This is a genomic window from Rhizobium tropici CIAT 899 (assembly GCF_000330885.1).
Classification (GTDB): domain Bacteria; phylum Pseudomonadota; class Alphaproteobacteria; order Rhizobiales; family Rhizobiaceae; genus Rhizobium; species Rhizobium tropici.
Genome location: NC_020062.1, coordinates 1,882,008 through 1,908,187 on the forward strand (window position 1 = coordinate 1,882,008; position 26,180 = coordinate 1,908,187).

At 60.5% G+C, this 26,180-nt stretch carries 26 protein-coding genes and 3 pseudogenes; 3 read left to right on the top strand and 26 right to left on the bottom strand.

What is annotated here, in order from left to right; genetic code table 11:
* Window positions 1-466: 466 nt before the first annotated feature.
* The 15 genes and pseudogenes from RTCIAT899_RS30710 to RTCIAT899_RS30775 all read right to left on the bottom strand — a co-directional run bounded on the left by RTCIAT899_RS30710 (window position 467) and on the right by RTCIAT899_RS30775 (window position 13,556).
* Window positions 467-889: a type II toxin-antitoxin system VapC family toxin gene (locus RTCIAT899_RS30710; RefSeq protein ID WP_015343745.1), complete on the bottom strand. Its 423-nt coding sequence runs from the start codon at window positions 887-889 to the stop codon at window positions 467-469.
* The gene (locus RTCIAT899_RS30715) at window positions 886-1,140 is read right to left on the bottom strand and encodes a type II toxin-antitoxin system Phd/YefM family antitoxin (protein ID WP_015343746.1); all 255 of its coding nucleotides are present in this window, start codon (window positions 1,138-1,140) and stop codon (window positions 886-888) included. Before RTCIAT899_RS30715 ends, RTCIAT899_RS30710 begins: the two co-directional genes overlap by 4 nt.
* A gap of 257 nt (window positions 1,141-1,397) precedes the next feature.
* Window positions 1,398-1,498: pseudogene (locus RTCIAT899_RS33990) on the bottom strand (IS630 family transposase); the annotation flags it as partial.
* 158 nt (window positions 1,499-1,656) lie between these two features.
* Window positions 1,657-3,042 carry an amidase gene (locus tag RTCIAT899_RS30720; RefSeq protein WP_015343747.1) on the bottom strand — a complete coding sequence of 462 codons (1,386 nt, stop codon included), beginning with the start codon at window positions 3,040-3,042 and terminating at the stop codon, window positions 1,657-1,659.
* 17 nt (window positions 3,043-3,059) lie between these two features.
* Entirely contained in the window at window positions 3,060-4,277 is a 1,218-nt protein-coding gene (locus RTCIAT899_RS30725; RefSeq protein WP_015343748.1) for an ABC transporter substrate-binding protein, read from the bottom strand.
* Window positions 4,278-4,293: 16 nt separating this feature from the next.
* On the bottom strand, window positions 4,294-5,349 hold the full coding sequence (locus tag RTCIAT899_RS30730) for a CobW family GTP-binding protein (protein ID WP_015343749.1): 1,056 nt from the start codon (window positions 5,347-5,349) through the stop codon (window positions 4,294-4,296).
* Window positions 5,339-5,671: a hypothetical protein gene (locus tag RTCIAT899_RS30735; protein WP_015343750.1), complete on the bottom strand. Its 333-nt coding sequence runs from the start codon at window positions 5,669-5,671 to the stop codon at window positions 5,339-5,341. Before RTCIAT899_RS30735 ends, RTCIAT899_RS30730 begins: the two co-directional genes overlap by 11 nt.
* Window positions 5,672-5,716: 45 nt before the next feature.
* Window positions 5,717-6,598 carry a polysaccharide deacetylase family protein gene (locus tag RTCIAT899_RS30740; RefSeq protein WP_015343751.1) on the bottom strand — a complete coding sequence of 294 codons (882 nt, stop codon included), beginning with the start codon at window positions 6,596-6,598 and terminating at the stop codon, window positions 5,717-5,719.
* A 33-nt stretch (window positions 6,599-6,631) separates the two neighbouring features.
* The gene (locus RTCIAT899_RS30745) at window positions 6,632-7,735 is read right to left on the bottom strand and encodes an ABC transporter ATP-binding protein (RefSeq protein ID WP_015343752.1); all 1,104 of its coding nucleotides are present in this window, start codon (window positions 7,733-7,735) and stop codon (window positions 6,632-6,634) included.
* A gap of 78 nt (window positions 7,736-7,813) precedes the next feature.
* Window positions 7,814-9,046, bottom strand: coding sequence for an ABC transporter substrate-binding protein (locus tag RTCIAT899_RS30750; protein WP_015343753.1), 1,233 nt, complete (start codon window positions 9,044-9,046; stop codon window positions 7,814-7,816).
* Window positions 9,047-9,141: 95 nt separating this feature from the next.
* Entirely contained in the window at window positions 9,142-9,909 is a 768-nt protein-coding gene (locus RTCIAT899_RS30755; RefSeq protein ID WP_015343754.1) for an SDR family NAD(P)-dependent oxidoreductase, read from the bottom strand.
* A gap of 13 nt (window positions 9,910-9,922) precedes the next feature.
* Window positions 9,923-10,687, bottom strand: a complete 765-nt coding sequence (locus RTCIAT899_RS30760) for an SDR family NAD(P)-dependent oxidoreductase (protein WP_015343755.1) — start codon at window positions 10,685-10,687, stop codon at window positions 9,923-9,925.
* On the bottom strand, window positions 10,687-11,532 hold the full coding sequence (locus RTCIAT899_RS30765) for an ABC transporter permease (RefSeq protein ID WP_015343756.1): 846 nt from the start codon (window positions 11,530-11,532) through the stop codon (window positions 10,687-10,689). The genes RTCIAT899_RS30760 and RTCIAT899_RS30765 overlap by 1 nt, the downstream gene beginning before the upstream one ends.
* A 2-nt stretch (window positions 11,533-11,534) precedes the next feature.
* Window positions 11,535-12,434: an ABC transporter permease gene (locus tag RTCIAT899_RS30770; protein WP_015343757.1), complete on the bottom strand. Its 900-nt coding sequence runs from the start codon at window positions 12,432-12,434 to the stop codon at window positions 11,535-11,537.
* Between the two features lie 48 nt (window positions 12,435-12,482).
* Window positions 12,483-13,556: an ABC transporter ATP-binding protein gene (locus tag RTCIAT899_RS30775; protein ID WP_015343758.1), complete on the bottom strand. Its 1,074-nt coding sequence runs from the start codon at window positions 13,554-13,556 to the stop codon at window positions 12,483-12,485.
* Between the two features lie 555 nt (window positions 13,557-14,111).
* Between RTCIAT899_RS30775 and RTCIAT899_RS30780 the strand changes: the two genes are divergently transcribed.
* A complete protein-coding gene (locus tag RTCIAT899_RS30780) occupies window positions 14,112-15,122 on the top strand; it encodes a GntR family transcriptional regulator (RefSeq protein WP_015343760.1) in 1,011 nt (336 codons plus the stop codon).
* A 75-nt stretch (window positions 15,123-15,197) separates the two neighbouring features.
* On the opposite strand, the pseudogene RTCIAT899_RS30785 reads toward RTCIAT899_RS30780, so the two are convergent.
* Window positions 15,198-15,478, bottom strand: a pseudogene (locus tag RTCIAT899_RS30785) (allophanate hydrolase); the annotation flags it as partial.
* 51 nt (window positions 15,479-15,529) lie between these two features.
* Between RTCIAT899_RS30785 and RTCIAT899_RS30790 the strand changes: the two are divergent.
* Entirely contained in the window at window positions 15,530-16,231 is a 702-nt protein-coding gene (locus RTCIAT899_RS30790; RefSeq protein WP_015343762.1) for an IS6 family transposase, read from the top strand.
* Window positions 16,232-16,288: 57 nt separating this feature from the next.
* Here the strand turns inward: RTCIAT899_RS30790 and RTCIAT899_RS33425 are convergent.
* Together RTCIAT899_RS33425 and RTCIAT899_RS30795 are read right to left on the bottom strand one after the other, a co-directional pair.
* Window positions 16,289-16,396: pseudogene (locus tag RTCIAT899_RS33425) on the bottom strand (IS6 family transposase); the annotation flags it as partial.
* A gap of 54 nt (window positions 16,397-16,450) precedes the next feature.
* Window positions 16,451-17,341 carry a LysR family transcriptional regulator gene (locus RTCIAT899_RS30795; RefSeq protein ID WP_015343763.1) on the bottom strand — a complete coding sequence of 297 codons (891 nt, stop codon included), beginning with the start codon at window positions 17,339-17,341 and terminating at the stop codon, window positions 16,451-16,453.
* A gap of 106 nt (window positions 17,342-17,447) precedes the next feature.
* Here RTCIAT899_RS30795 and RTCIAT899_RS30800 point away from each other — a divergent pair, with 106 nt between their 5' ends.
* The gene (locus RTCIAT899_RS30800) at window positions 17,448-18,317 is read left to right on the top strand and encodes an SDR family oxidoreductase (protein WP_015343764.1); all 870 of its coding nucleotides are present in this window, start codon (window positions 17,448-17,450) and stop codon (window positions 18,315-18,317) included.
* Window positions 18,318-18,541: 224 nt separating this feature from the next.
* Here the strand turns inward: RTCIAT899_RS30800 and RTCIAT899_RS30805 are convergent, their stop codons facing one another.
* The 8 genes from RTCIAT899_RS30805 to RTCIAT899_RS30840 form a co-directional block, all read right to left on the bottom strand.
* Complete coding sequence (locus RTCIAT899_RS30805) at window positions 18,542-18,967, bottom strand: DUF4168 domain-containing protein (RefSeq protein WP_015343765.1); 426 nt, start codon at window positions 18,965-18,967, stop codon at window positions 18,542-18,544.
* Between the two features lie 456 nt (window positions 18,968-19,423).
* On the bottom strand, window positions 19,424-20,332 hold the full coding sequence (gene kdgD, locus RTCIAT899_RS30810; protein ID WP_015343766.1) for a 5-dehydro-4-deoxyglucarate dehydratase: 909 nt from the start codon (window positions 20,330-20,332) through the stop codon (window positions 19,424-19,426).
* A gap of 37 nt (window positions 20,333-20,369) precedes the next feature.
* Complete coding sequence (locus RTCIAT899_RS30815) at window positions 20,370-21,344, bottom strand: mannonate dehydratase (RefSeq protein ID WP_015343767.1); 975 nt, start codon at window positions 21,342-21,344, stop codon at window positions 20,370-20,372.
* Window positions 21,345-21,658: 314 nt separating this feature from the next.
* Window positions 21,659-22,456, bottom strand: coding sequence for a glycerophosphodiester phosphodiesterase (locus tag RTCIAT899_RS30820; protein WP_015343768.1), 798 nt, complete (start codon window positions 22,454-22,456; stop codon window positions 21,659-21,661).
* Window positions 22,457-22,494: 38 nt separating this feature from the next.
* The gene (locus RTCIAT899_RS30825) at window positions 22,495-23,385 is read right to left on the bottom strand and encodes an ABC transporter permease (RefSeq protein ID WP_041678279.1); all 891 of its coding nucleotides are present in this window, start codon (window positions 23,383-23,385) and stop codon (window positions 22,495-22,497) included.
* Window positions 23,386-23,409: 24 nt separating this feature from the next.
* Entirely contained in the window at window positions 23,410-24,336 is a 927-nt protein-coding gene (locus tag RTCIAT899_RS30830; protein WP_015343770.1) for an ABC transporter permease, read from the bottom strand.
* Between the two features lie 11 nt (window positions 24,337-24,347).
* Window positions 24,348-25,214: an ABC transporter ATP-binding protein gene (locus RTCIAT899_RS30835; RefSeq protein ID WP_015343771.1), complete on the bottom strand. Its 867-nt coding sequence runs from the start codon at window positions 25,212-25,214 to the stop codon at window positions 24,348-24,350.
* A complete protein-coding gene (locus tag RTCIAT899_RS30840) occupies window positions 25,207-26,175 on the bottom strand; it encodes an ABC transporter ATP-binding protein (protein WP_015343772.1) in 969 nt (322 codons plus the stop codon). Before RTCIAT899_RS30840 ends, RTCIAT899_RS30835 begins: the two co-directional genes overlap by 8 nt.
* Between the last annotated feature and the right edge of the window lie 5 nt (window positions 26,176-26,180).

The window sequence follows — 26,180 nt, forward strand, 5'->3', positions numbered from 1 at the left end:
GGCGCAAGCAGCAGGCTGTATCGACCTGGCACCAATTGTTTGCAGAAGCTTTGCTAACAGTCAATCCCTGGCTTGCCGCAGGTCCTTTTAGGTCGGAGCGACCGCCCCCTGTCGCAGAATATGGATTTCTGCGATAGCGCATGCCCCTTTCGCGCAAAACGGCCCTTGGTTCTGAGCCACGTGCCATCTTCGACTAAATATCAATCTTTTCAGTGGAGAGGCCTCGGCGGGCAGAGCATCCTGAGGCTGTTCTACGAATTCCATTGCGTGTAGGGCAAGTTCCCTATTTTCCGGCGTCATATGTTCTGCAGAGAACCCCCGGCCCGCCACGGCAATGTTATTCAAGACGCTAAGAATCTTCCTCCATTCACGAACTGCCGGCACGCTGGCAGCTCACCGATTAGGATCTATGCGCCCGCTAGATCTCCATTCACCCGTTGCTGCGCCTGAGCTATTGCCTAGAAGTTCAGCCCTGCCATGGATCAACGATGATCACACCGGTTCCATCGAAGTCTTTGATATTCCGCGTGACAATAGTCAGACCATGGACCAGCGCCGTTGAAGCGATCAAGGCATCGGCCTCGTTGCGACGGTCCGGAATGTGAAGATGAGCACAGCGCGTAGCGACGGCGTCGTCTATGGGCAGAATGCGATCCACAAATTCCGGGCGAACGCGGCTATCCATCCACTCTCGCAATCGAGCGCCTTGTGACGCATCGCGGCGCTGAACACTCAAGATACCGCGTTCGATCTCCAGGATCGTTATAGCGGAGATGAAGAGTTCACCAGCATCCTGCGATGCAACCCATTGCGTGACGTTTGCATCTGCCTTGCCATCCCCAACCTTGCGCAGCTCGGAGACGACGTTCGTATCGAGCAGATACTTCAAGACAGATCGACCTCGCGTGTCGCGATTTTGGCTCTAGGCGTATCCACCTCAATAGTCGAAAGGCCGGGCATAGCGAGCGCGTCAACGAGGTTCCTGCGTTTCCCTGACAAACGCTCGAATTCGCTGTAGGTCATCAGGACGTGAGATGGCTTGCCGCGATCTGTGATAATCACGGGACCGTTCTGAGCGGCCTTTTTAGCCTTGCTGACATCATGATTGACCTCTCTGCTGGACAAACTCGTCATGCTCATAGGCAACCTCCATGTAGGTACGTTCCTACATATAGAGTATCATTGATTTTGGGGCAATAGTCTCGCCGGCTGAGGTCTTGAAGAGATTTAAACCTACTACCCCTTACTCAGAAGGCTAAGTGATGTAGCACAGATCTCGGCCGAGCCATGTGAGCAACGCTTAGTCTTTTCTAATCAGTTTCAAGGATGATAGCCGGCAGGAGGGACATGAAATGAGAAGCAAGGTGGCGTGGACGAACAACTGCAACGCCTCTAAGGATCATGACGACGTCGCCCGATTTGAGAACAGGTAGAGTTGGCGTTCGACATAGGCTCGAAAGCACTGGCCATTGATCAGTCCGTCAAAGACACAGGGTGCAACGGCCTGGATCAAGACCGGTCTGCCAAGACTACTATCTGCTTCGTCGACTGAGAAGAGATGCGAACCGCCGAGGCGTGGCGCTGGCAACCACCTCACTGCGGGGGCGACTACAGGGCCGCATCGCGCCGCGGCCGCCCCGACATCGGTTGTTTTCATCAGTGCATTCTTGGACAGTCTACATTAGTTATTGCCTCTTCCAGCGCCAGAGCGGCCCCCAGCAACCGCTCATCATGGTTCTTGGGAGCCGACAGCAGAAAGCCGGCCGGCATGCCCGCTTCGCCCGCCCCGCAAGGCAGGGAAACGCCGCACCAGTCAAGAAAATTACCGATCGCCGTATTGCGCAGCGTTCTGCCATTGATCTTCACGAACAGTTCGTCGTCGGCCTCCAGGGGGCCAAGCGCCGGCGCGACATGGGCAACCGTCGGATAGGCGACGAATTCGTTCGGCCCAAGCGTTGCGGCAACCTCCTTGATCAGTTGCTCACGCACCTTGAGCGTTTCCAGATAGCCGACCAGCGTCGTCTTCTCTCCAAGGCGCGTTCGCGCGACAACGCGCCGGTCCATGGAATCGGCTTCCGGTCCTGCCAGACGGCGGTGATGCAGCACGAAGGCCTCGGCAGTAACCAACGGCCCATACTCGGCCATCAGCTCAAAGAGCCTTTCGAATGCCGGAAAGGCCACTCGCCGGATCTTAACGCCGGCGGCACTCAATCTCGCCAGCGTCGCCTCGAAAGCTGCAAGAACAGCATCCTGCGCATCATCCATGACAATATTTGTCGGCACGACGATGGAAAGCCCGGCGACTTCGGCGCGCTCCACCTCGGGGACAAAGCGCCCACGCATTGCGGCATCGACCCAGATCGCATCCTGGACGCTGCGGCACAGCGGACCGAGCGAGTCGAGGCTCGTCGACAGCGGAAAGACGCCGGCCATGCTGTAACGGCCATGGCTTGCCTTATAGCCGACAAGGCCGTTGAAAGCAGACGGGATGCGCACCGAGCCGCCGGTATCCGTGCCGATCGCCACCGGCACGAGACCGGCCGCAACCGCGACGGCGGAACCCGAGGACGAACCACCGGGAATTCGCGGCACATCCGTTGCCAGCGGGTTTAGCGGCGTACCGTAATGCGGATTGAGACCGATACCGGAAAAGGCGAATTCGCTCATATTGACCCGACCGACGGCCACCATGCCCGCCGCCTGCAGCGCCCTGACGACATCGGCATCGTCCTGCGCGGGCGCGGCATCCGCAAGCACAATCGAGCCGGCCGTCGTCGGCAGGCCGGCAATGGCGAAGAGATCCTTCCAGGCGACGGGAATGCCATCCAGCAGCCCACGCGAACGCCCCTCACGCAGCCTCTTGGACGAAGCAGCCGCTTCCTCCTTCGCGCGCCGCTCCAAAAGCTGCGTGAAGATCGCCTGGTCCCTATAGGTCCGGATCGCGTCGAGGGTCTCCTCGGCCAGCGCGACCGGGTCGAGACTGCCGGACTGGATCAGGACGGAGAGTTGCGCGATCGATTTGCCGAGATGTGTCTTTGTCATAGCCCTTGCTCTCCTCTTCAGCCGACCAGCTGCATCCAGCGGCGCACGAGATAATTGTGCTCATCCATTGTCGTATTCCAGACGGCAATGCAATTGGCGCGCTGCCAATAGGATCCGCCGCTGCGCACCGATCCTTTCCTGATCCGCAGCTGGCCATCCGGGCCGGGCAAGTCTTCGGTGGCCGCCGCGCCTTCATACCAGTAGTCCCATTCGGCCTGGGTCATGAACTGCCGCGAACGCTGCGGTGTCGAAATGTAATAGCCCTGCCGCGCGACCACGGCACCCGGCCATCCCGATATCCACCAGTTCAGATAGTCGTAGGCAACGTCGAGGAGGCGGCCGCTCAACTGTTTCGAAAGACACAGACCACCATGCCAAGCGCGATAGCCTTCGGCGGGGACGGCCTGCTCGACCGGCACGCCCTTCGAATTCAGGATGCCGATTCCGGGCGACCACATGCTCTGGACGCTGGTCTCGCCGGCGATCATCAGCCGGGCCGCATCCTCGGCAGTTTTCCAGAAATCCCGGAAGAAGCCAGCCTTCTTGCGCTGCTCCAGGAGATCGATCAGCTGGTCGATCTCCTGAATGGACATATTGCCGATATCGTCGAAGGACATGAGGCCAGCGGCCTGTGCCGCGAGCGCCGCATCGAAAATGCCGATGGCGGGCTCATCGACCAGCGCCACCCTGCCCGCCCAGCGTTCGTCGAAGAGCGCGCCCCAGGAATGCATGCCGACACCATTGGGCGCCAGATCGGTCCGATAGGCGAAGCTGTCGAAATTATGCGTCGTCGGCAGCATGGAGATGAAGCGCGATGGCGTATCGCCCAAGGCGAGGTTCGGCTGCACGAAGAGCTTCTTCGCCGGCACGTCGCCGAGCCCCAATCGCGGATTGGGGCCGATGTGGCCGGTCTTCGTCAGATCGTTGACCTCATACCAGAGCACAATGCGCTGGGTGTCCACAGGCTGGATCGCACGCCAATGCCAGACGATATCGAGATTGTGGAAGCACTGGTCGTAGATATCGTAGGTCTCCGGCTCGCGGGCCGCCTTGTATTGAGTCGTCAGGAAGTCGTTATTGTCGAAGATGACGTCGATGCCGAGATCGTCCTGCGCGCGCAGGCGCAATTCCTCCAGCAGCGAGATCGCAGTGCCGAGAACGCGCAGGCGCGGCCGTCCCTTCAGATGCAAGGCGGGAGCGGACATGCTTTTGGCGACGGATTCATGCTTGTTCATGGAGATACCAATTGGGTCACCGCGCCGCTGCGATCTGACAAGATGCAACGACGGGCATATGCGCCAGTGTGAAGGCTTCGAAGGAGCGTTTCAATAGCGCGCCATCGAGCCCGTCCAGGATGAAGACCAGTCGCGAGCTGCGGTCTTCCGAGGGCCATCCATCCATATGCACCGGCGTATGAACCAGATGCTGAACCCCATGAACAGCGACCGGGCGCTCCTCTCCATTGAGATTGAGAATACCTTTTACCCGCAGCACGCGCTCCCCATGCCGATTGAGCAGCATGGTCAGCCAGAGCCCGAAAGCGGTCCAGTCGACGGGCCTGTCGATACTGAGAGAAATCGAGGAAATGGCGGCCTGATGCGGCACGCCATCCGATGAGACAAGCCTTACCGGCTCCTCGCAGTAAAAGCCGCTCTGCGACAGGCTGCCGCTTGGCGAGACGTCGCTTTGGACGGCAACAAGGGAGGAGAGATCGAGATTCGGATCGGCCGCTGTCAGGATTGGAGCATCGGGATTGAGCGTTCGAAGGCGAGCTCGAAGGGAATCTCCCTTGCTGTCGGCTTCAAGATCGGCCTTGGTCACGATCAAACGATCCGCGACCGCTACCTGCCGGTTGGATTCGATATAGGTGTCGAGCTGGCGCAGCCCGTTCACCGTATCGACAGTCGTAATGACGTTGCCGGCGCAGAAATGATGCCTGAGCACCGGATCGGCCTTGATCGTCGACAGGACTGGAAAGGGATCGGCAAGACCCGTGCTTTCAATGATGACGCGCCGGAATGGCGGCAAGAGCCCGCGCTCGCGGCGGGAATAAAGTTCCTTGAGTGCTGTGGCAAGGTCGTCTCGCACCGTGCAACAGACGCATCCCGAACGCAGCAGCACCATCTCGCCATCGACGCTTTCGACGAGATCATGGTCCAGCCCGATCTCGCCGAATTCGTTGATGAGTACGGCGGTATCGGCAAAGGCCGGGTCCGCAAGGATGCGCTTGAGCAGCGTCGTCTTGCCGGAGCCGAGAAAGCCGGTCAGAAGATTGATCGGCAGGAAGCCGCTTGCTTCAACCGACATGGCGTCCCTCCATCCTGGCGACGAAGGCAAGGTCAAGCGGATCGCAGTACCGGCCGACGAGCCTTTCGGCTGCCGGCCAGAGATGGCCGAGATCCTCGATGATTTCGCTCCTGCCCGTTCTGGTCGACAGCACGAAGGACGCGCCCTGCCAGTCAGAAAGGACAAGGCCGAAACCAGAGAGCATCTCATTGGCGGCCCGCACGCGCTCGGCGCGCTCGCGCCGCCGGTCGAAACTTGCGTGATTCCGCGTGAACACACCCGGCCGTGCCGCGGCATCCGTCCAATGCTCGTTGCCGCCGAGCACGCCGCACAGTGAACACATGGCAATCGCCTCCAACCTGATGCTTCGATACTTCAGCCTAGCCGTCTATTTCTTGCGCGGAAAGCGGGCGGCGAAATCGTCGGCGATCTCATTCATCGTGACGAACTTGACGCCTGGATGCTTGATCATATGCGCGTAGAGCCGCTCCAGCATCATCAACACCTGCGGCCGGCCGGCGACGTCGGGATGGATGGTGATCGGGAAGACAGCGTAATCCATCTCGCGATAGACCCAGTCGAACTGGTCGCGCCACATCTGCTCGATGTGATGAGGGTTGACGAAGCCATGGCTGTTCGGAGATTTCTTGATGAACATCATCGGCGGCAAGTCATCGAGATACCAGGATGCCGGGATTTCGATCAGATCGGTCTCCTGGCCGCGCTTCAGCGGCACCATCCAGTCCGACGGCTTGCGCGAATAGTCGATCTTGGTCCAGCTGTCGCCGACACGCACATAATATGGCGTGAAGTCATTGTGCATCAGCGAGTGATCGTACTTGATGCCGCGCTCCAGAAGCAGCTCGTTCGTCACGTTGGAGAACTCCCACCACGGTGCGACATAGCCGGTCGGGCGCTTCCTGGAAAGCTTGGTGACCAGCTCGATGCACTTGTCGAGGATTTCCGTCTCCTGCTCGCGCGTCATGGCGATCGGATTTTCATGGCTGTAGCCATGGATGCCGATTTCGTGGCCGGCATCGGCCACCGCCTGCATCTGCTCGGGAAAGGTTTCGATCGAGTGACCGGGAATGAACCATGTCGTCTTGATGCCGAAGCGTTCGAAGAGCTTCACCAGCCGCAGGCTGCCGACCTCGCCGGCAAAAAGGCCTCTCGAGATATCATCGGGCGAATCCTCACCGCCGTAAGAGCCGAGCCAGCCGGCGACGGCATCGACGTCGACGCCAAAACTGCACAAGATTTCCTTTGCCATGAGATGACCTCCTTCAATTTGAGTTTTCTGTAATCAGTGAGCCGGGATGACGGTCGCGTCGGCCGGATCCCAGGTAAGCATGACCTCGGCGCCTAGGGGAAAGGCGCCGGGCCGGTATTTGTCGATATGCGCTTCCAGCGCCAGGCCTCGGCCGTCGGGCAAGCTGATGCCGATCTGCGAGATATGGCCGACCACGTCGAAACGCTCGACGCATGCTCCGACCACATTGCCGCTGAACGCCCGGGCGAGATTTTCACGTGCCGAGCCGCCCGCCGCATGAACCTCGATCGCCTCCGAGGGGATGACGATGTTGACCTTGCTGGAGAGGCCGCCATTGGCGCAGCCCGACAGGGTGCCAAACGCGGTCGACACGAATGTGTTGTCGGCCTGCGTGCCGGCAACCTCGCCTTCGAAGATGGTGTTGCGGCCGATGAACTGTGCCACGAACGGTGTATCGGGACGTGTATAAAGCTGATGCGGCGGGCTGATCTGCTCCACCCTGCCCTGGTTCATGACGACGATGCGGTCGGATAGCGCCAGCGCTTCCGACTGGGCATGTGTGACGAAGACGAAGGTCACGCCGAGCTTCTTCTGCAGCAGCTTCAGCTCATTCTGGATCGCCTTGCGCAGATTGGCATCCAAAGCACCCAGCGGCTCGTCGAGAAGCAGCACATCCGGCTCGACCACGAGGCCGCGGGCAAGCGCAATACGTTGACGCTGGCCGCCGGAAAGCTTGTCAGGCTTCCGCTCGGCAATATCCTCCAGCCCAAGAGTTGCGAGAATACGATCGACCCGCGCATCCCGCTCGGCTTTCGCCATGCCCTTGACCTCAAGACCATATCCGACATTCCGCCGGACGGTCATATGTGGGAACAGAGCATAATTCTGGAAGATCATCGATGTCGGCCGCTTCTGCGGCCTGACATCATTCATGCGCTCGCCCTTGATCATCATGTCGCCGGAGGAAATGCTTTCAAAGCCGGCGATGATGCGAAGCGTCGTGGTCTTGCCGCAGCCCGAGGGACCGAGAAAGGCGATGAATTCGCCCTTCCTGATCGACAGATTGAAGTCGATGACGGCGGGCGTGCCATTGTCATAGACCTTGCCGACATCGATGAGTTCCAAATCATATATCATGGGAGATCTCCGGGCGTAGACGAGAAGGCGGACATCGCCTCCCCGCGCGGCATAGGATGGCCGGCGGCAGCCATCGAATCAGGCATTGAGGAATTCATCCCATTTCTGAACCAGATGGTCGTATTCATCCGGCCACTGGTGCCAATAGGCGACGTTCTTGGCGCGTTCAGCCAGCGAGCCGCCATCGCGCAGGTCGCCTTCCTTGATGCCGCGCTCGGCAGCGCCGACCCATGGCTTGCCCTCGTACCAGAAGGCGTATTTGTCTGGCGCCATGACCTTCTGGATATTGGTCGACGGCGAATAATAGCCCTGTTCGGAAACGGTGATGCCGGGCTCGCCGGAGAGCCAGTAATCGGCATAGGCGATCACGGCTTCCTTGTTCGGCGTGCCGGCGATCATCGACGGGCCGATCGCCCAGCCGCGATAGCCTTCCTTCGGCACGGCATACTTGCATGCCTTGCCCTGGGCCTTGACCGCCATGACGGCCGGCTGCCAGGCGTCGCAGACGACCATCTCGCCCGATGCCATCAGATTGACCAGCTCGCCGAAATCGCCCCACAGCGCCCGGAACTGCCCGTCCTTCTTCTTCGAAACGAGGAACTTCGCCGCTTCGTCGATTTCGGCCGTGCTCGGGTTGCCGGGATTTTTCACGTTCAGAAGGCCAAGCGTGTTCATGGCCATGATCGCCTGACCGAACGCGATCAGCGGATCGGTGTTGAGGCCGGACTTGCCCTTGAACTTCGGATCGAAGATCGCCGCCCAGGTATTGGCTTCCTCGGCGGAGAGAACGTCCGGGTTGTAGCCGATGGAATCGTAGTTATAGACCGCGGGCACCATGTTCAGCGTGGTCTTGGCATCATCCGCCCAGATCTGACCGACGATCTGCTGCTTCGGCTCCCACTTGTCGGAGGGCGTGGTGAAGGTATCGCGGATATTGGCCCAGTTCTTCAGGGAAGCGGCCGGAACCGGCTCGACATTGTTGGTCATGACGATCGACGGCAGACGCTCGCCGATGATCTCCCAGCAATCGTAATCCTTGGAACCGGACAGGATCTTGGTCTGCGCGTCGGGAAAGGTCGCCGCAGTACCTGAGGTCTGCCCGACGCCGCTCACCTTGCGGAAGTCATCGAGGATCCGCTCCTGGACGGTGACCGAAAGGCCGATGGTGCGCAACTGCTCCTTGGCGAGATTGGCAGCCTGTGCGTAAGCCGCGCGCGATGACAGGAAGGGTGAGCCGCCGCCGATCGCGAGCGCCATGACGCCGGCCGAATGCTTCAACAGAGAGCGTCTGTTCAATTCCATTTTGGACATTTTTGTTCTCCAGTGCTGATTGCTGTTCCCTTGGCCCTTGTCGGGCCTCTTCATTGCCGTATCGCCCCTACCCAGCCATCGCCGGACGATGACGATCAGTACCGCCCCACAAGGAGGCCACCATCAACGACCAGAACCTGGCCGGTCATGTAACTCGCGCCGTTTGACGCAAGGAATGCGATCACATCGGCGATGTCTTCCGGTTCGCCGAGCCGGCCCATCGGAATGAACTCGGCCGCCTTTTCCGCGCCGGCGGGGCCCAGTGAATTCTCTTCCGAAAGGAGCTGAGCCGTGCGGATATAGCCCGGTGCAATACCGTTGACCCTGATGCCGTCCTTCGCCAGCTCCACGGCAAGCCCGCGCACCAGCCCGACGACGCCGGACTTCGCCGCCGAATAATGGACATGCTCATCCCAACCATAGGCGACACCCATGATCGAGGAGAGCGCGACGATGCTGCCCGATCCGCGGGCGCGCATGCCGGGCACGGCGGCGCGCACCAGCTTGAAGATGCCCTTCAGATCGACATCCATGGTCAGGTCCCACTTGTCGTCGGTGAGCTTGTCGAGCGGTGTCCGATGCGCGATGCCGGCATTGGCGACGATGACGTCGATCTTGCCGAAACGCGCCTCGACATCGGCGACTAGCTGGTTTGCCGCTTCCGTCGAGCGCACGTCGTAAAGATGAAACTCGGCCGAGCCGCCGGCGGTGAGAATGTCATGAACCGTCTGCTCGCCTTCCTTTTCAAGAATATCGGTGACGACAACATGGTCGCCGAGCGCTGCAAAAGCCTTCGCCGTTGCCTGGCCGATACCGATGCCCGCACCCGTGACGATGACCACCCGCTTTTCTAAACTGTCCATCTGCTTGTCTCCCTCAGAGCATCACATCGCCGGAATTCGGCCCGAGCGTCTGGCCGACGAAAAGGCTCGCGGCCGGCGAGGCCAGGAATGCCACGGTCGCGGCCACTTCTTCCGGTTCCCCAAAGCGGCCAAGCGGCAATTCGCGCTTCTTGCGTTCGCGCCATTCTTCCGAAAGGCCGCGCACCAGCGGCGTATTGATCGGTCCCGGCGCTACAGCGTTGACCCGCACGCCCCGGCCAGAGACCTCACGAGCGAGTGCCTTTGTCATGCCGATGATCGCGGCCTTGGCACCGGAATAGTGAACCAGCTCGATGCCGCCGATCTGCCCGAGCTGGGATGCGACGTTGACGATGACACCCTCGCCCCGCGCCAGCATCGGCGGCAGGACGGCCTTGGTCATCAGGAAGGTGCCGCGCACATGCACCGCGAACATTCGGTCGAAATCCTCAAGCTCGAGGTTCTCGAATGCCGCCTGATGCGCAATACCGGCATTGTTGACGAGAAGAGCGACCTCGCCGTACGCGGCCTTGGCAGCCGCATGGATCGCCGCCACATCCTCGGGCCGCGCCACATCCCCGGCGATCGCGGCCGCCGCTCCGCCCGCCTTGATAATTTCCGCGGCAACAGACTTGGCGCGCTCCTCGGAGAGGTCATTGACCAGAACCGCATAACCGTCGGCGGCAATGCGCAGCGCAATGGCACGGCCGATACCGGAGCCGGCGCCGGTGACAATGGCAGAGAGGGGGGCGGAGATCGGGGAGAAAGCCTTCTCAGCCATCATGCGTCCTCCTGAATGCGGACGCGCTTGGCGCGCCGTACCGACAGACCCATCAGGATCGCGTAGGTGCCGAGAAGCGCGAAGGAAAACAGCGTCGTCAGCACCCCGAAGGCGAAGACGTTCGGGTGCACCTCGACCGAGAAGGTGCCGTAGATGGCGAGCGGCAGCGTCAGCTCGCGGCCAGAGGCAAATAGGGTGCGTGAGAACTCGTCATAGGAGAGCGTAAAGGCAAAGAGCATCGCCGAAAGCACGCCTGGGAAGATGAGCGGGAACGTGACCTTGCGGAAGGTGCGCGCCGGCGTGACGCCGAGCGACCAGGAGGCTTCCTCCATGCTCGGATCGAACCTGTTGAAGATGGCGAGCATGACCAGGAAGGCGAAGGGGAAAGTATAGACGACATGCAGGACGAAGGCGGTGCTCCACCAGTGACGGTCGATGCCGAAGGCGTTGGCGACAAGCGCCATGCCGAGGCCGACAAGCACGCCCGGCACCATCATGCCGAGAACGATCAGATAGAAGGCCACGCCCGAACCGCGGAACTTGCGGCGAAAGGCCTGCGCTGACATGACGCCAAGCACGGTCGAGACGATCATGGTCATCAGCGCCAGAAAGAGTGAGCGGATCAGTGCCTGATCGATCGGCAGGGGCGCGATGCGCGAGGGCGGCGTGAGGCCGAGGAGATGCCGGTACCAATAGGTCGACCATTCGATGATCGGGAATTGCGGCCCACCCTCCGGCCCGGTCTGGAACGACAGGATCGCCAGGACGACGAGCGGTCCATAGAGGAAGATCAGAAAGAAGGTCGTATAGACCCCCAGGCCGAGCTTGATACCGCCAGCATTCATGATCAGAGCTCCTTTCTGAGGTCGACGACCTTGAGCAGGGCGGCGACAACAGCACCCATGATGATCGTCAGCACAACGCCGGCAACGGCGGCGAAGGCCCATTTCAACGAGCCGACCTGGGTGACGATGATGTTGCCGAGCAGATTGACCTTGCGGCCGGACAGGGCGGCGGACGTTGCGAATTCACCCAGAACCATGACGGAAACGAAGATCGCACCGACCACCACGCCGGGCATCGAAAGCGGCAGGATGATCGTGCGGAAGATGCGCCAGAAGCCCGCACCGAGATCCTGGGCCGCCTCGATGACCGAGGCGTCGATGCGACCCATCATGAAGGCGATCGGCCCGACCATGAAGACGCAGTAGATCTGGGTCATACCGATGATGACGGACAGTTCCGAAAACAACAGTACCTCGATCGGCTGCCGAATAACGCCCAGATTCATCAGGATCATGTTGATCGCGCCCTCGGTGCCGAGCATCGGCCGCCAGGCGAGAACTCGGATCAGGAAGGACGTCCAAAACGGGATGACGCAGAGTACCAGCAACACGGTCTGCAGCGTCTTGTTCTTGATGAGAAGGCCGACGAAGAGCGCTGCCGGATAGCCGACGATAAGCGTCGACAGAAGCACAAGCAGCCAGATGCGGATCGTCGTCCAGAGCGCACCGAGATAGGTGGCGCTCGTCAGGAAGGTGATCCAACTCTGCAAGGTCAGCGCCGGTTCGATCTTGAAGGTCGTCTGCGTCCAGAAGGAAACGTAGACCATCATCAGCATCGGCAGGACGAGGAAGGCGACCATCCAGATCATGCCCGGCGCAAGAAGCCAGAGCGTCTTGCTCGATCTCCGGCGCACGGCTGCGCCTTCCTGCACGGCTTCCTCTGATGTCGCGACCATGGTCATCTCTCGCTCTCCTTGGAGGGTCCGGTAGAAGGGTTCGAAGGGCTCACATCAACCGAAAACAAGGGCATCCTCCTTCTTCCAGACGAGCGCATAGCGGTCCTTCTCGACAAAGGCCGGCGGACGGGCATGGCTCAGATGGGATTCGACCTCGAAGATGTGGCCGCCATCGAGCGCAAAGAAGGAATTGACCGCCGCACCGGAATATTCGCTGGCGATGAAATCCGCCTCGATGCGCACTTCGTCATCCGATAGCACCGCATCGCGGGAGCGGATCGAAACGCGGTCGTAGCGGATCGCATAGGCTGGCTGCGGCGCCTTTCGGCGCGAACCATTCAAGGGGAAGCGACCGGCCGGGCCGACGAAAGCATCCGCGACGACATCGCCGGCAAAGAGGTTATAGCAATTGAGAAAACGGGCGACCGAGGCCGTTGCCGGGCTGTTGTAGACGACGTCCGAGGCGGCGGCCTGCGCGATGCGGCCGCGATCGAGCACAAGCACCAGGTCCCCCATCGCCAGGGCCTCGCTCTCGCTGCCCGTAACATGCAGGAAGGTGACGCCGCAGCGTTCGCGGATGATCTTGAGCTCGCTTCGCATGCGGCCGCGCAGATTGGCGTCGAGCGCGCCGAGCGGCTCGTCCAGCAGCACCATCTTCGGCTCCGTCACCAGAGTACGTGCCAAGGCGACGCGTTGGCGCTGACCGCCGGAAATCTGCGTCACCGCGCGGTCGTCAAATCCGCTGAGGCCGACCAGCGACAGCATATCCTGAACCCTTTTTGCCAGGACGCGCGCATCCGTCACCGGATCGACCTTGCGATTGCGCAGGCCGAAGGCGACGTTCTCGGCAACGGAAAGATGCGGAAACAGAGCGAAGTTCTGAAAAACGAAGCCGATGCCGCGATCATGCGGCTCCACGCCGTCAAGCCGTTTGCCGTGGAAGAGGACCGAACCGGCATCAGGTTCCTCGAAGCCGGCAATGACGCGCAGCAGCGTCGTCTTGCCGGAACCACTCGGCCCGAGCAGCGAGATATAGGCATCGTCGGGCAGAGAGAAATCTATCCCGTCCAGTGCAGCTGACGGGCCATAGGACTTGGTGACTTGGCTGAGCTGAAGAACGGTCGACACCGAATTCCCACCAGTTTCAAGGCAAGGACCATCCTTCCGGCAAAGCTCCGCTTTCGTCTGGATCGCATCGATCCGGACGTTCAGACGTCAGCCTGCACTCGCGCATGCTCACATGCGCCTCAAAGAGATGTTCCTTGGCGTTTCAAAGAGTTCCACCTGCGACGCTTCTGACGAGCGTCTTGATGTTCAGAGCATTACATAAATGATTTTTGTATTCAATAGACTTTTCTAGAAAATGTCGAATCCCAAGGTAACAACTGATTGAGGGACGACTGGAAAAAGGCGGCGATATCGACAAGCATCCAGGCCCTATCCATAGAATTGGCAACGAAATGGCTCCAACAGCCGCCATAATGTGGCGCACCGCGGCCGGCATCATTCAGCAAACAGCGCCAATCGCGGCGCTAAGTATCAACCGTCAGCGAAAAGAGATTCGCTGCGTTGGCGAGCCAAAAAACATATTTTGTATTCAATAGTCATTTATTTTTGCGCTATGTTAGAATTACAAAACGCGTAAGAGTGGGGCATCAGAACGACGTGAGTCCATTGCATCAGATGACCGAAAACCATGCGCGCCCGAATGCGCAAAAGCGCTACGAGATCGCCGAGGATGTTCTGCGTGGCAATATCGAGGACAACACGCTGCCGCGCGGCGTGGTGCTCCTCGAAGGGCCGATCGCCGATATCCTGCAGATTTCGCGCGCGCCCGTGCAGAGGGCGCTGCAGACGCTGGAGAGCGAGGGACTGGTACATCGCTTCAACGGACGCGGCTATCTCGTCGGTCCCGCTGGCCAGGGCATCGAGCCGAAGCGCGCCGATATCAAGACCCTCGGCCTGACCATTCCGCGCCACGCCGACGAGGCCTTGCAGAGCCGCGCGTCCTGGGAGCGCATCTACAATACCGTCGAGGCCGATGTCGCCGGCTGCGTCGTCTTTGGCCAGTACCGCATTATCGAGATCGAGCTCGCCGACCATTTCAACGTCAGCCGCACCGTGGTGCGTGACGTGCTGACGCGTCTGCGCGAACGCGGTCTTGTGCGCAAGAACCAGTCGTCCCACTGGATCGCCGGCCCGCTGACGGCGCAGATGATCAAGGATCACTACGGCCTGCGCGGCATGCTGGAGCCGCAGGCGCTGGTCGCTGGGGCCAGCCGCGTCGACCGGGAGCGACTGGATGATCTGTTCCAGCGCCTCTCCGATCTCGAGCGGCACGAACCGGCCGACCACCTTGCGGCGCTGGAAACCATCCATGCCGACTTCATCGAGATTTGCATTCTCGCGACACCGAATGAGCGGCTGAAGGAATCGATCCGCAACAATCTGCTGCCTGTCACGGCGACGGAGCGATTGCTGCGGCGGCTCGGGCTGCCCGGCGATCCCGCCATCATCACGGAGTTGCGCCTGATCGCGGAACTGCTGCTGCGAGGTGCCGTCAAGGCGGCGGCGGCGATGATGGAGAACCATCTCGAAGCCTCGGTCGACCGCACGATCGCACAAATGAAAATCGTCGCCATCATCCCAAGCCCCGGCGTGACGGCCGCCTACTTGACCCGCGTTCTCGAGTGAGACGCAGGCGACCCCTGATCTATTCCATCTGCGCCCGAAATGGGGGATTGAAGAGGCAGCCATCCGCTTGATGCCTTACGCCAGAGCAGCGCGAAGGCGCGCGAGCAATCCTGCCGGTTCGCCCGCGCCGCCAATGCCTGATCCATAGTGACCTCCACGAATTGCGTCGGCATATGCGGCTGCAGTTGGGCGATCAGATCCATGTCGGCCGAGATCACCGTTCCCAGCATGAAATAGCCGCCGCCCGAGACGGCATCGCGATGCAGGATGATCGGCTCTGTTCCGCCCGGCACCTGGATGGAGCCATAGGGATAGCAGCTGTCGACTATATTCGACGGATCCGAGCCTGCGCCGAAGGCGCATCGTCAACTTAACGGAATGTGGAATTGGACATGAGATGACGGGCCATGACAGACCGTGATCCACTCTATCGCCGCCATCGCTTTCCTGGCGAGATAATCGCCCACGCGGTGTGGCTCTATTTCCGTTTTCCTCTCAGTCTGCGGATGGTCGAGGATATGCTGGCGGCGCGTGGGATTATTGTCTCGCACCAGACTGTGCGGCTATGGGCCGAGAAATTCGGACGTGCCTTTGCGAGCGAGATCCGCTGCCGCTCAGCCGGTCGGCTGGGCGGCAAGTGGCACCTCGACGAGGTCGTCGTTTCGATAGGCGGCAAGAAGCACTGGCTCTGGCGAGCCGTCGATGAGGACGGTTTCGTCCTCGACGTTCTGGTTCAAAGTCGTCGCAATACCAAGGCGGCCAAGCGTCTCATGCGCAAGCTGTTGAAGAGCCAGGGGCGCACGCCGCGAGTGATGATCACCGACGAGCTTCGGTCCTACGACGCTGCAAAGCGCGAGATCATGCCAGGTGTCGAGCATCGCTCCCACAGAGGCTTGAACAATCGGGCGGAGAATTCCCACCAGCCAGTCCGGCGACGAGAGCGGGTCATGAAACGCTTCAAGGCTAGGCGACATCTACAGTGCTTCGTCTCCATCCATGATCCGATCGCAAACCTGTTCCACATCCCCCGCCACGACATCCCCTCCAGCCATCATCGAGAACTGCGTTCAGCGGCGATGAACCTGTGGGCGAAAATCACTCGAGCGTGAACCGCAACAGCGCAAGCGGGCTACGACTGCCTTGTACCCGTTAAGTTTACCATGCCCCTCCACAAGACGCAGGCTCAGCGGAAACCGAAAGTAGAACCAGGCCGCGTGGGCGATCATCTGGGGTGGGAAGCGATGACGCTTGTCGCTGACCAGCGAGGTGTTCATCCACATGCGTCTATGCAGCCCATCCTCACAAGCCGTTGCCGTGACATCGCCCCGTCATTCCATATAGGCAGCAAGCTCCTCAGGCGTTCCCCGAGGAAAAGCTTCCTTAAGATAGTCCAGAAATGCAGACACGCGGGCACTGAGCAGCCGCCGCGTCGGGTATAGCGCCCAAAGGGCGGTCTGAAATCCTTCTACCTCACCCCAACTCACCAGCCTGCCAGTGGCCAGATCCGGAATGGCGAGCGATAGGGGTAGACGCGCCGCGCCCACGCCGGCGCGGACGGCATCGCGAACCATGATGAAGGAGGAGACGCTCAGAACCGGCCTTGCCACAAGGCGAAATTTTCCCGCTGAAGTCGTGACCTCCCACGATTCAGCCTGGGCCATCGCTCCACGGCTGACGGCGGGAACAGCATTGCGGCCTGCTGGACGCGGCAGGTCGGGACTTGCCACGACAACAAGCCGATCATGCAGGAAGACGCGGCCGACAAGGCTTTCATCCGGCTCCGGATTCACGCGAATGACCACATCATAGGCTTCCTCGATCATGTCGACGGCCCGGTCTTCCGTCGTGATCTCGAGCTGAACTTCGGGATATTTCCGGACGAATCCTGCTGCAAGCTTTCCCAACGCCGTCTGCGAGAACAGCAAGGGCGCGCTGATCCTCAACCGACCGCGGGGGCTATGTCCACCTGAAGCGATCGCCTTCGCCGTTTCGTCGAGCTCGGTCAGCAGCGCGCCCGTTCGCTCGAAGAGTGCGCGCCCCTCCTCCGTCAGCTTCAGCATCCGTGCACCGCGCTCGAACAGGCGCAGGTCGAGACTTGCCTCCAGCTCGGCCACGCGCCGTGACAAGGTTGCCTTCGGACGACCTGTTGCGCGAGCGGCCCTTCCGAACCCGCCATGACGGGCGACCAGATTGAAATCGGCGAGAGCGAGCAGGTCCATGTGTTTCACCAGTGAGACAGTGAGTCCAAATGTGGCGTCTATCGGGGCCAATTTGGATCATTAAATTGATGACTGTCAACTGAACACCCCAACCGGAGTAACCACAATGACCATTCTCGTTACAGGCGCCACCGGCCGTGTCGGCCACCATGTCGTCGATCAACTCGTCAAGCGCGGCGCAAAGGTCCGCGTGCTGACCCGCGATCCCTCGAAGGCCAATGTCCCGGCCGGCGTCGAAGTTGCCCAAGGCGACCTCCTCGACATCGATGCCCTGCGCAGCGCCTTCGATGGCGTCAGCACGCTGTTCCTTCTGAATGCCGTTACCGGCGATGAGTTCGCCCAGGCGATCATCACGCTCAACATCGCCCGCGAGGAAGGCGTCGAACGGGTCGTCTATCTCTCTGTGTTCGAAGCCGATCGCGCGGTGAACGTGCCGCATTTCGCCGTCAAGTTCGGCGCCGAGCGCATGCTCGTGCAGATGGGCTTCAGCGCCACCATCCTGCGCCCGACCTACTTCATCGACAATGAGCTGATGATCAAGGACGTGATCCTCAATCACGGCGTCTATCCGATGCCGATCGGCAGCAAGGGTGTTGCCATGGTGGACGCCCGCGATATCGCCGAGGTCGCCGCCATCGAGCTGATCCGCCGCGACCAGGCTCCCGGCAAGCTGCCGATCGAGACGATCAATCTGGTCGGACCCGACACGCTGACCGGCCCGGATATGGCCAAGATCTGGTCGGACTTGCTCGGCCGGCCGGTTGTTTACGGCGGCGACGATCCCAGCGGGTTCGAAGAGAACATGGCGAGCTTCATGCCGAAGTGGACCGCTTATGAGATGCGCCTGATGGCGGAACGCTATGTCAGCGACGGCATGATCCCCGAGATCGGCGACATCGAACGGCTGACCACCATCCTCGGCCGCCCGCTGCACAGCTATCGTGACTTCGCAGCGGCGATTGCGAACGCAGCATAGTCCTGGCTGCTCACCTCAACTTCGCCTGGAAATCCGTCGTGATTTATTCAGCTACCACTATGCTGCTGAAGCTCTCCGACGAGATCGCGCTGAAAGCAACGGCCCGGTAAGCCGCACCGACCGCTTTCAAACGATTGTGTAAAGAATGCCCGCCGCCGCGCCAAGATCGAAGCTCTTGGCGCGGCGGCGGCATGAGATCAACTTACCTGGAGATCGCGCGCCGCCTATTGCTGTGCAGGCTCGGCTTTCTGGATCTTGTCCTGGACTTTCTTCACAAGCACAGGATCACTCTTTGCGGCCGTCAGAATTGCGTTATATTCGTTCACCGACATGCCCGGCGAGGTCTGGACGGCCTGCACCATCTGCTTGCTTGCCTCGGTCTGGAGCTGTTGCTTCGCGGTTGGATCCTGCGTTGCGCCGATCTTGGCCGAGTATTCCTGCCTGATCTTGTCCACCTGGAGATAGGCAACCGCAAAGGCCTCTATCTTCTGGTCGCTGACGGGTGCAGCCGCTGCATTGCTGTCGGGCTGCTGCACTTGCGCAGGTGGCTGCTCCTGCGTTGCTTGCTGCGCAAAGGCCTGGTTGCCGAGAACCATCAAGCTCAAGACTGCGGCGGTCAGCGATGCAGCGGGGATATGACGAACAATCATCTCAATTCCTCTTCAGTCGTGCGGGGGAACACCTCTTTGACGGCGTAGAGCTAGGGGTGACATATCGTTTCGATATCACCGCCGGTTAGGTTTCAGGAACGATCCGGCGGCAATGTGGCCGTCAAACGGTTTCTATGGGGTCATAGCGCGGCGACGTGTTGGCGATAGAACGGCAGCTTTATGGCAGCAGTTCCGCTTCGGCGCGGGTTTCTTGCCAAGGTGACAAGCATCGTTACGGGATGTGAAAGCCTGTGAAGTTCACGATGGTGACTGAGCCTTGGCCATCGTTATTGTGTGACCATCTCACCGGCGAGGGCCACGGAATAACGATCGAGCGGCCCGGAACGTACTATTCACCGGGGGATGCAGCTCACCAAAACTTTGAACCGCTCTCTCCTTTCACGCATTTCTAGACGGAAAATCGCTGAGCACTTTTCCTGGAATTGCGCTATCGGTTTAAGCTGCCTTGGCCATCTCGATGATCTTAGCGAGTGCTGACAGCTCCTCCGGCGTCAGATCAGTCAATGGTGGCCGCACCGGGCCGGGATCTTTGCCGAGAACGTGCAAGCCGGCCTTGATGATCGAGACCGCATAGCCTTTCTTCCGATTGCGCAGGGCGACGAAGGGGAAGAAGAAGCCCGTGAGGATTTCGTCCACCGTTGCCTGGTCTGCGCTCCGCAAAGCACTGTAAAAACGCTGAGCCAGCGCAGGGATGAAGTTGAAGACGGCGGAAGAATAGGTCGTCACACCGGCAGCGAAATAGGCCTGGGCATAGACTTCATGGGTTGGCATGCCGCCGACATAGACGAGACGGTCCTTGAGGGTCGTGGTGATCTCGATCACCTTGTCGACATCGCCGACCCCATCTTTGCAGCCGATGAGATTGGGGCACTCGTCGGCAAGCCGCGCGATGCTGTCGGCGCTGAGCACCGCATTGTCCCGATTGTAGATGATGACCCCGATCCCCACGGATTGGCAGACCGCCTTGACGTGGGCGATGAGACCTGCCTGTTCCGAAGACATGAGGTAAGGCGGCAAAAGCAGCACCCCATCGGCTCCAGCCTTTTCGGCCGACTTGGCGATCTCGACGGCGAGCGACGTGCCGTAGCCTGCTCCGGAGATGATTGGCGTATTGCCGGCAGATGCCTTCGCGGCGCGGACAACCTGCGGGATTTCGGCAGGATTGAGGGAGAAGAATTCACCTGTTCCGCCGGCTGCAAAAAGGGCTGCAGCATCATAGCCTGCCAGCCATTCGACATGGCGGCGGTATTTCGCCTCGTCGAATTTGAGATCGCTATCGAAATGGGTGACCGGGAAGGACAGCAGACCGCTGCCAACCGCCTTTTTCAGTTCAATCGGGTCCATCTTGGAATCCTATCGTCGATTGGTATGACAACGGCTCTCAGGCGCCTTCGAGCGACTGAACGAGGGCGGCGATGTAGCCGTAGCAGAAGGCGAAAGCGACGCCGGTCGGGTCCCGGCCACTGATGGTCGGCACATGATCGGGCATCAGCATGTATTGATAGCCGACCTCCTTGTAGACCTTCGCGGAACGAACCATGTCCATGTCGCCCTCATCCGGGAAGGTCTCCATGAAGGAGAGCTTGCCGCCGCGAATGTTGCGGAAATGGACGTTGAAAAGCTTGCCGCGCGTGCCGAACCAGCGAATGATGTCGTCGATCTCCTCCGTCGGATTGTCGAGCATCTCGCCGACCGATCCCTGGCAGAAATTCAGCCCATGATAGGGGCTTTCCCGCATCAGCACGAATTTCTTCAAACCTTCGACGGAGCCAAGGGCGCGAGTAACGCCGCGATAGCCCGGCGGCGTATAGGGATCATGCGGGTGGCAGGCGAGACGGACGCGATTGCTCTCCGCCACAGGCACGACGCGCTCGAGGAAGTAGTCGATGCGCTCCCAATTCTCGTCCTCCGACAGCACTCCGGCAAGGCCGGGGGCAGCCTGGTGGTCCGCCTTGTCCCAGCGGAAGCTCGCATTCAGCGAACCGCCGCGGCCGGGTTCTTCCGGCGTGCGGGGAATGCCGATGAGGTTAAGGTTGTATTTTGCCGCAGGAATTCCCGCGGCCGCCACATCTTCGATGAGCTTGCAGACCGCATCGATCTGGCGATCGCGATCCGGTCCGGCAAGCAGAATATCGGGATAGGTCGCCTTCTCAATCGGCTGAGACGGCAAGGGAAGCTGGATCATGTCCAGAATCAGCCCGAAATTCTCGACCTTGTCGCGCAGGCGCTCAAGATCGGAAAGGGTCCAGCTTTCCGGCTTTCCCGGCGGGTCCGCGCAAATATGTTTCACCCCCAATTGGGCGAAAACGCGGTAGTCGTCATCATCCCGCGCCTCGACCTGCGTCCCTACATACACGGAGCGTCTCTCCCACGAGATTGATCCATATCGTATGACATAATATGAATTTCTGTGGGAGTCGAGCATTATTGCTCCGTGCGGGCGAACCTCATATGCGCCCTCAATCTGCGGCTCAGCGGAAGGCCGATCGGGATCAAGACCATCCCAGAAGAGTTTAAAATGGCGCTAATCCCACCAATGTCATAATATGATACTGGCGTAGATTCTATGGTGGCCCAAGGCGGGGAAACGGCACCGTGATATGCCGGATCGGGAAGCAGTAGAAGACTACCCGCCCTGCGACGACGCCATTCGCCTTCGATGCTCTCTTCTCAGGCGCTCGCGCCCAGCATGCGGAGGAAATCCACGTCGTCGCCGATAAGAGCATCGATTAGCCGGTCGCGGATGCAGCTTCGGATCATGGGAAGCAGATCCCGTCCGCCCTGCCAGAACATGGCAAGCTTTTCCGGCACCGGTAGGCTCAGACGCACGGCAATGCCGGCTTCCTGCAGCGCTTCGGCATCGGCGCGATGAAAGCGGTTCAGTTCCAGCGAGACGCCGTCGATGCCGCCGGCGCGCATCGAAGCCACCACATCTACCGGACGATGGTGTAGGATCGCTTCCGTCTGCAGGCGCGGCTCGAGCTCCTTCACGCGCAACAGGTCAAGATGGTCGAAGGAGGATATGGCGACATGCTCAAAAGCATCGAGCTCCCGCAGTGTCGCGATCATGAGATCGATGAGGCGATCGGGACGTTCGGGCTCCTTCATCTCGATTGCGAGACGGGTATCCGTTTGCTTGGCCCACAACAGCGTATTGACAAGCGTCGGCACAGGGGTCGCGGCGAAACGCGGGTCGAATTTCGCACCGGCATCGAGCGAAAGAATGTCCTGGAGATCATGATCGGCAACGAAGCCGAAGCCGTTGGTCGTGCGATTGAGCGTTCTGTCGTGGATCACTACGATCTGGTCGTCGCGGGTCAGCATGAGGTCGATTTCGCACTCGTTGGCGCCTGCGTTCACACCCTCCTGGAAAGCGAGAATGGTGTTTTCCGGGAAGCGTCGGCTGAAGCCGCGGTGAGCGGCAATGCGGAGCGAGCCATGACGGGCAGCGTGCAGGGGCAAAGGCAATGCAAGTCTCCTTGGGGTCGGTTTTCTACGGGAGCAACCTAGTGAAGTGTCGGGTCGAGAACGTCGCGCAGATAATCGCCGATCAGGCTGATCGACAGGGACAGGATGAAGATCACGATGCCCGGCAGGATTGCGATCCACCACTCGGTCATCACATAGTCACGGCCTGCACCGACCATGCTGCCGAGGCTGACGAGCGGCGGCTGGATGCCGAGGCCCAAAAAGCTCAGCGCCGATTCCTGCAGCAGGATTTCCGGCAGGACGATCGTCAGGTTGACGAGGACGACGGAGAGGATATTGGGCAACACGTGCAGGAAGGCGATGCGCCCCGTTCCCGCACCATTTCGTCTCAACGCCGCGACATAGCCTCGCTCCAACTCCAGCCCGGCCATGGCGCGCACCAGCCGCGCGTAGCGCTCCCAGCCATAGAGGCCGAGCAATGCCATGAACAGCCAGAGATTGTCGCCAAAGAAGGCGAGGACGGCGAGCGCGATGATGAGGAACGGCATCGATGCCTGAAAATCGACGGCGACGCGGATCAGCATATCGGCAAATCCTCGGCCGAAAGCGGCAAGCAGCCCCAGCACGGTGCCGAGCGTCAGGCTGATCGCAGATGCGCCGAGCGCGATCAGCAGGCTGGTACGCAAGCCATAGAAGATGCGACTCAGAATATCCCGGCCAAGCTCGTCCGTGCCGAGAATATGCTTGAAGGAGCCGCCAAACAGGATCGGCGGCGCCTTGCGAGCATGAAGATCGATCTGTGCAAAACCATGAGGCGCAAGCACATTTGCAAGGAGCGCGACTATGATGAAGGCCACAAGGATAATGGCGCATATGGCCGTCATCAGATCGAACCGAAGCCTGGGCCGAAAAGATCGCTCCGATCTGGTCTTCGGGGGAGCATCGGCGCCCGTCGCTGCATTCGCCATGGCTTTTACCTTTCGAGCGGCCAATCAAGCCGATGCGCGATGCCGCAGACGCGGATCGGCAAGAATATAGAGACAATCGATAAGGAGATTGGCCGTCACCATCGTCGCAGTAATGAGCAGCACGATGGTCTGCACGATGTTCAGATCGCGCTGCGCAACGGAGGAGACGAGAAAGCGGCCGACACCCGGCCAGGCGTAGACGCTCTCGACCACGGCCGCGCCGCCGATCATGCCACCAACAAGGAAGCCGAGCATGGTCAGAAGCGGCAACGCGGCATTCGGCATGATATGCCGCCACAGAAGAGCACTTTCGCCGATGCGCTTGGCGCGCGCTGCCAATATGAAGCGCTGCCCTAGCACTTCCAGTACGCTCGAGCGGACGAAGCGGGCGATGATGCCGGCATTGTAAAGACCAATGACCAGAACGGGCATGACGAGATGCGCCATCGTCGATCCCCCACCGCTCGGCAAGATCCGCAAGGAGACGGCAAAAAGCTGGATGAGCAGGATGGCGATCAGGAAATTCGGCAGCGAATGCATCAGCACCGCAAGCGCCATGACAAAGCGATCGATCAAGCCGCCGCGGTTGCGTGCAGCCAGAATGCCGAAGGGCACGCCGGCGCCGAACGCCAATATCAGGGCGGCGCCCATCAATTCCAGCGTGGCTGGGACTTTCGACAGAACCAGCGTCAGAGCATCCTGCCCGTTCAGCAGCGACGTTCCGAAGTCACCGCGCAGAAGGTGGCCGAGATAGGCGAAATACTGGATGTAGAGCGGCTGATCGAGACCCCATTGCTGCCGCATCAGCGCCACCACTTCCGGCGGCGTCTCGATCGGCAACAGGGAATGCAAGGGATCGCCGCTGACGCGCAGGATGACGAAGGTGAAGGTCATCGCCAGGAACAGGGTCACGAGTGCTCGCAGAAACGCCCGCAGGATGGATTGAAGCATTGCCTGTTCCTTCAGAGCGTTTCGAGTATCGCCGCTGCCTGCCGCGCTCTGCTGCGCCGACCGCGAGGAACGGCCGACAGGAGTTTTGCGGTATAGGGGTGGACCGGGTTTGCGAAGACTTCCTCGGTCGGGCCGGTTTCCACGATCTGGCCTGCCTCCATGATCGCGACGCGATGCGAGACATGTCGGACCACCCGCACGTCGTGGCTGATGAAGAGCAGCGACAGGCCGCGTGCCCGCTGCAATTCGAGCAGGAGGTTCAGCACCTGCGCCTGCACGGAAACGTCGAGCGCCGAGACTGGCTCGTCGCACAGCAGAATTTGCGGTTCGACCACGAGGGCACGGGCGATGGCGACGCGCTGACGCTGGCCGCCGGAGAGCTGATGCGGAAATTTCTGCAAGACAGAGACCGGCAGGCTGACGGCCTTGAAAACCTCTGCCGCGCGATCGAGTCGGCTTGCCGGATAGCCTATGCCGTGGATCGTGAGCGTTTCCACCATCTGATGACCGACGCTTCGGCGCGGATCGAGCGCGCCCATCGTATCCTGCGAGATGACTTGCAGATGTTTTGCCAGACCACGCCGGTTCGGCCTCATCAGGTGTTTGAAAGGCTGACCGAACAGCGTGATTTCGCCTGATGTCGGCTCACGATCGCCGCAGAGCAGCGAGGCAAGCGTGGACTTGCCACAACCGGACTCACCGACGAGACCCAGTGTTTCGCCGGGCTTCAATTCCAGGCTCACATCCTTGATGGCATGAAATCCCCTGGCGCGTCCGCGCCAAAGGGAAAAGCCCGGCGCATAGGAAAACTGCAGATCGCGGGCGGCAAGTGCCGCACCAGCAATCTGCGCATCGGGTGGCATCTGCTTGTCAGGCATTATGGGAGCTCCATGGATTGAAGCAGGCAAGTGCCGCCGCACCGGCAATCAATGGCGGGACCGTCGTCGCGCAACTCGGCTCGGCGCGTGGACAACGAGGCGCGAAGGCGCAGGCCTGCGGCAGGTCATCATGCAATTTCAGTTCGCCGGGGATGTCCGCGAGCCTTTCCAGCGGCCTACCCCGTCCAGGCATCGCCTCGAGCAACAGCCGCGTATAGGGATGGCGCGGATTGTCGTAGAGATCGTCTGTGCGATTGATCTCGACCAGCGACCCCGCATACATGACCGCGATACGGTCGCAAACCTCCGAGACGAGATCGAGATCGTGGCTGATGAAGATCATGGGGATGCCGCGCTCACGCACCGCCTTGACCAGGAGAGCGACGACCTGCGCCTGCACGGTGACATCCAGCGCTGTCGTCGGCTCGTCGGCAATGATCAATCGCGGCTGCATGGCAAGCGCCGTGGCAATCATCACGCGCTGGCACATGCCGCCGGAAAATTGCGCGGGATAGGCATTGTAACGCGTCTCGGGTTGCGGAATGGCGACTTCCGCCAGAAGCCGGAGCGCTTCATCCCTGGCTTCCTTTGCGGACATGCCGGCGCTGACAGCCGCCTCGGCGATCTGTGAGCCGATCGTGCGCACCGGATCGAGGCAGGAGACGGGCTCCTGAAAGATCAGCCCGATGGGCGGCAGCTTTACCCGCGACCGCGGGCCGAACTCGGCTGCGTCATACATCGCATCCTGGAAGGAGATATAGCCCGTGGCGCTGGCGCTCGGCCCGAGAAGACCCGCAAGCGCCAGGCAGGTGAGGCTCTTTCCCGATCCGCTCTCGCCGACAATGCCGAGGATCTCGCCCTCGGCAAGGTCGAAAGACACGTTGTTGACCGGATGAAACCGCCCGGCGCCCGTTCTGAACGAGACACTCAGATTGTCGACGGAAAGAACGGGAACGCCCATCGCGA

Bases quoted from the DNA above. Each gene is read 5' to 3' on its own strand.
- RTCIAT899_RS30715 (WP_015343746.1), bottom strand. From the start codon at position 1,140: ATGAGCATGACGAGTTTGTCCAGCAGAGAGGTCAATCATGATGTCAGC.
- RTCIAT899_RS30720 (WP_015343747.1), bottom strand. From the start codon at position 3,042: ATGACAAAGACACATCTCGGCAAATCGATCGCGCAACTCTCCGTCCTG.
- RTCIAT899_RS30830 (WP_015343770.1), bottom strand. From the start codon at position 24,336: ATGCTTCAATCCATCCTGCGGGCGTTTCTGCGAGCACTCGTGACCCTG.
- kdgD (WP_015343766.1), bottom strand. From the start codon at position 20,332: ATGGACCCGATTGAACTGAAAAAGGCGGTTGGCAGCGGTCTGCTGTCC.
- RTCIAT899_RS30840 (WP_015343772.1), bottom strand. From the start codon at position 26,175: ATGGGCGTTCCCGTTCTTTCCGTCGACAATCTGAGTGTCTCGTTCAGA.
- RTCIAT899_RS30770 (WP_015343757.1), bottom strand. From the start codon at position 12,434: ATGACCATGGTCGCGACATCAGAGGAAGCCGTGCAGGAAGGCGCAGCC.
- RTCIAT899_RS30790 (WP_015343762.1), top strand. From the start codon at position 15,530: ATGACAGACCGTGATCCACTCTATCGCCGCCATCGCTTTCCTGGCGAG.
- RTCIAT899_RS30725 (WP_015343748.1), bottom strand. From the start codon at position 4,277: ATGAACAAGCATGAATCCGTCGCCAAAAGCATGTCCGCTCCCGCCTTG.
- RTCIAT899_RS30745 (WP_015343752.1), bottom strand. From the start codon at position 7,735: ATGATATATGATTTGGAACTCATCGATGTCGGCAAGGTCTATGACAAT.
- RTCIAT899_RS30835 (WP_015343771.1), bottom strand. From the start codon at position 25,214: ATGCCTGACAAGCAGATGCCACCCGATGCGCAGATTGCTGGTGCGGCA.
- RTCIAT899_RS30750 (WP_015343753.1), bottom strand. From the start codon at position 9,046: ATGTCCAAAATGGAATTGAACAGACGCTCTCTGTTGAAGCATTCGGCC.
- RTCIAT899_RS30755 (WP_015343754.1), bottom strand. From the start codon at position 9,909: ATGGACAGTTTAGAAAAGCGGGTGGTCATCGTCACGGGTGCGGGCATC.
- RTCIAT899_RS30735 (WP_015343750.1), bottom strand. From the start codon at position 5,671: ATGTGTTCACTGTGCGGCGTGCTCGGCGGCAACGAGCATTGGACGGAT.
- RTCIAT899_RS30730 (WP_015343749.1), bottom strand. From the start codon at position 5,349: ATGTCGGTTGAAGCAAGCGGCTTCCTGCCGATCAATCTTCTGACCGGC.
- RTCIAT899_RS30760 (WP_015343755.1), bottom strand. From the start codon at position 10,687: ATGGCTGAGAAGGCTTTCTCCCCGATCTCCGCCCCCCTCTCTGCCATT.
- RTCIAT899_RS30805 (WP_015343765.1), bottom strand. From the start codon at position 18,967: ATGATTGTTCGTCATATCCCCGCTGCATCGCTGACCGCCGCAGTCTTG.
- RTCIAT899_RS30800 (WP_015343764.1), top strand. From the start codon at position 17,448: ATGACCATTCTCGTTACAGGCGCCACCGGCCGTGTCGGCCACCATGTC.
- RTCIAT899_RS30765 (WP_015343756.1), bottom strand. From the start codon at position 11,532: ATGAATGCTGGCGGTATCAAGCTCGGCCTGGGGGTCTATACGACCTTC.
- RTCIAT899_RS30740 (WP_015343751.1), bottom strand. From the start codon at position 6,598: ATGGCAAAGGAAATCTTGTGCAGTTTTGGCGTCGACGTCGATGCCGTC.
- RTCIAT899_RS30825 (WP_041678279.1), bottom strand. From the start codon at position 23,385: ATGGCGAATGCAGCGACGGGCGCCGATGCTCCCCCGAAGACCAGATCG.
- RTCIAT899_RS30780 (WP_015343760.1), top strand. From the start codon at position 14,112: ATGACCGAAAACCATGCGCGCCCGAATGCGCAAAAGCGCTACGAGATC.
- RTCIAT899_RS30795 (WP_015343763.1), bottom strand. From the start codon at position 17,341: ATGGACCTGCTCGCTCTCGCCGATTTCAATCTGGTCGCCCGTCATGGC.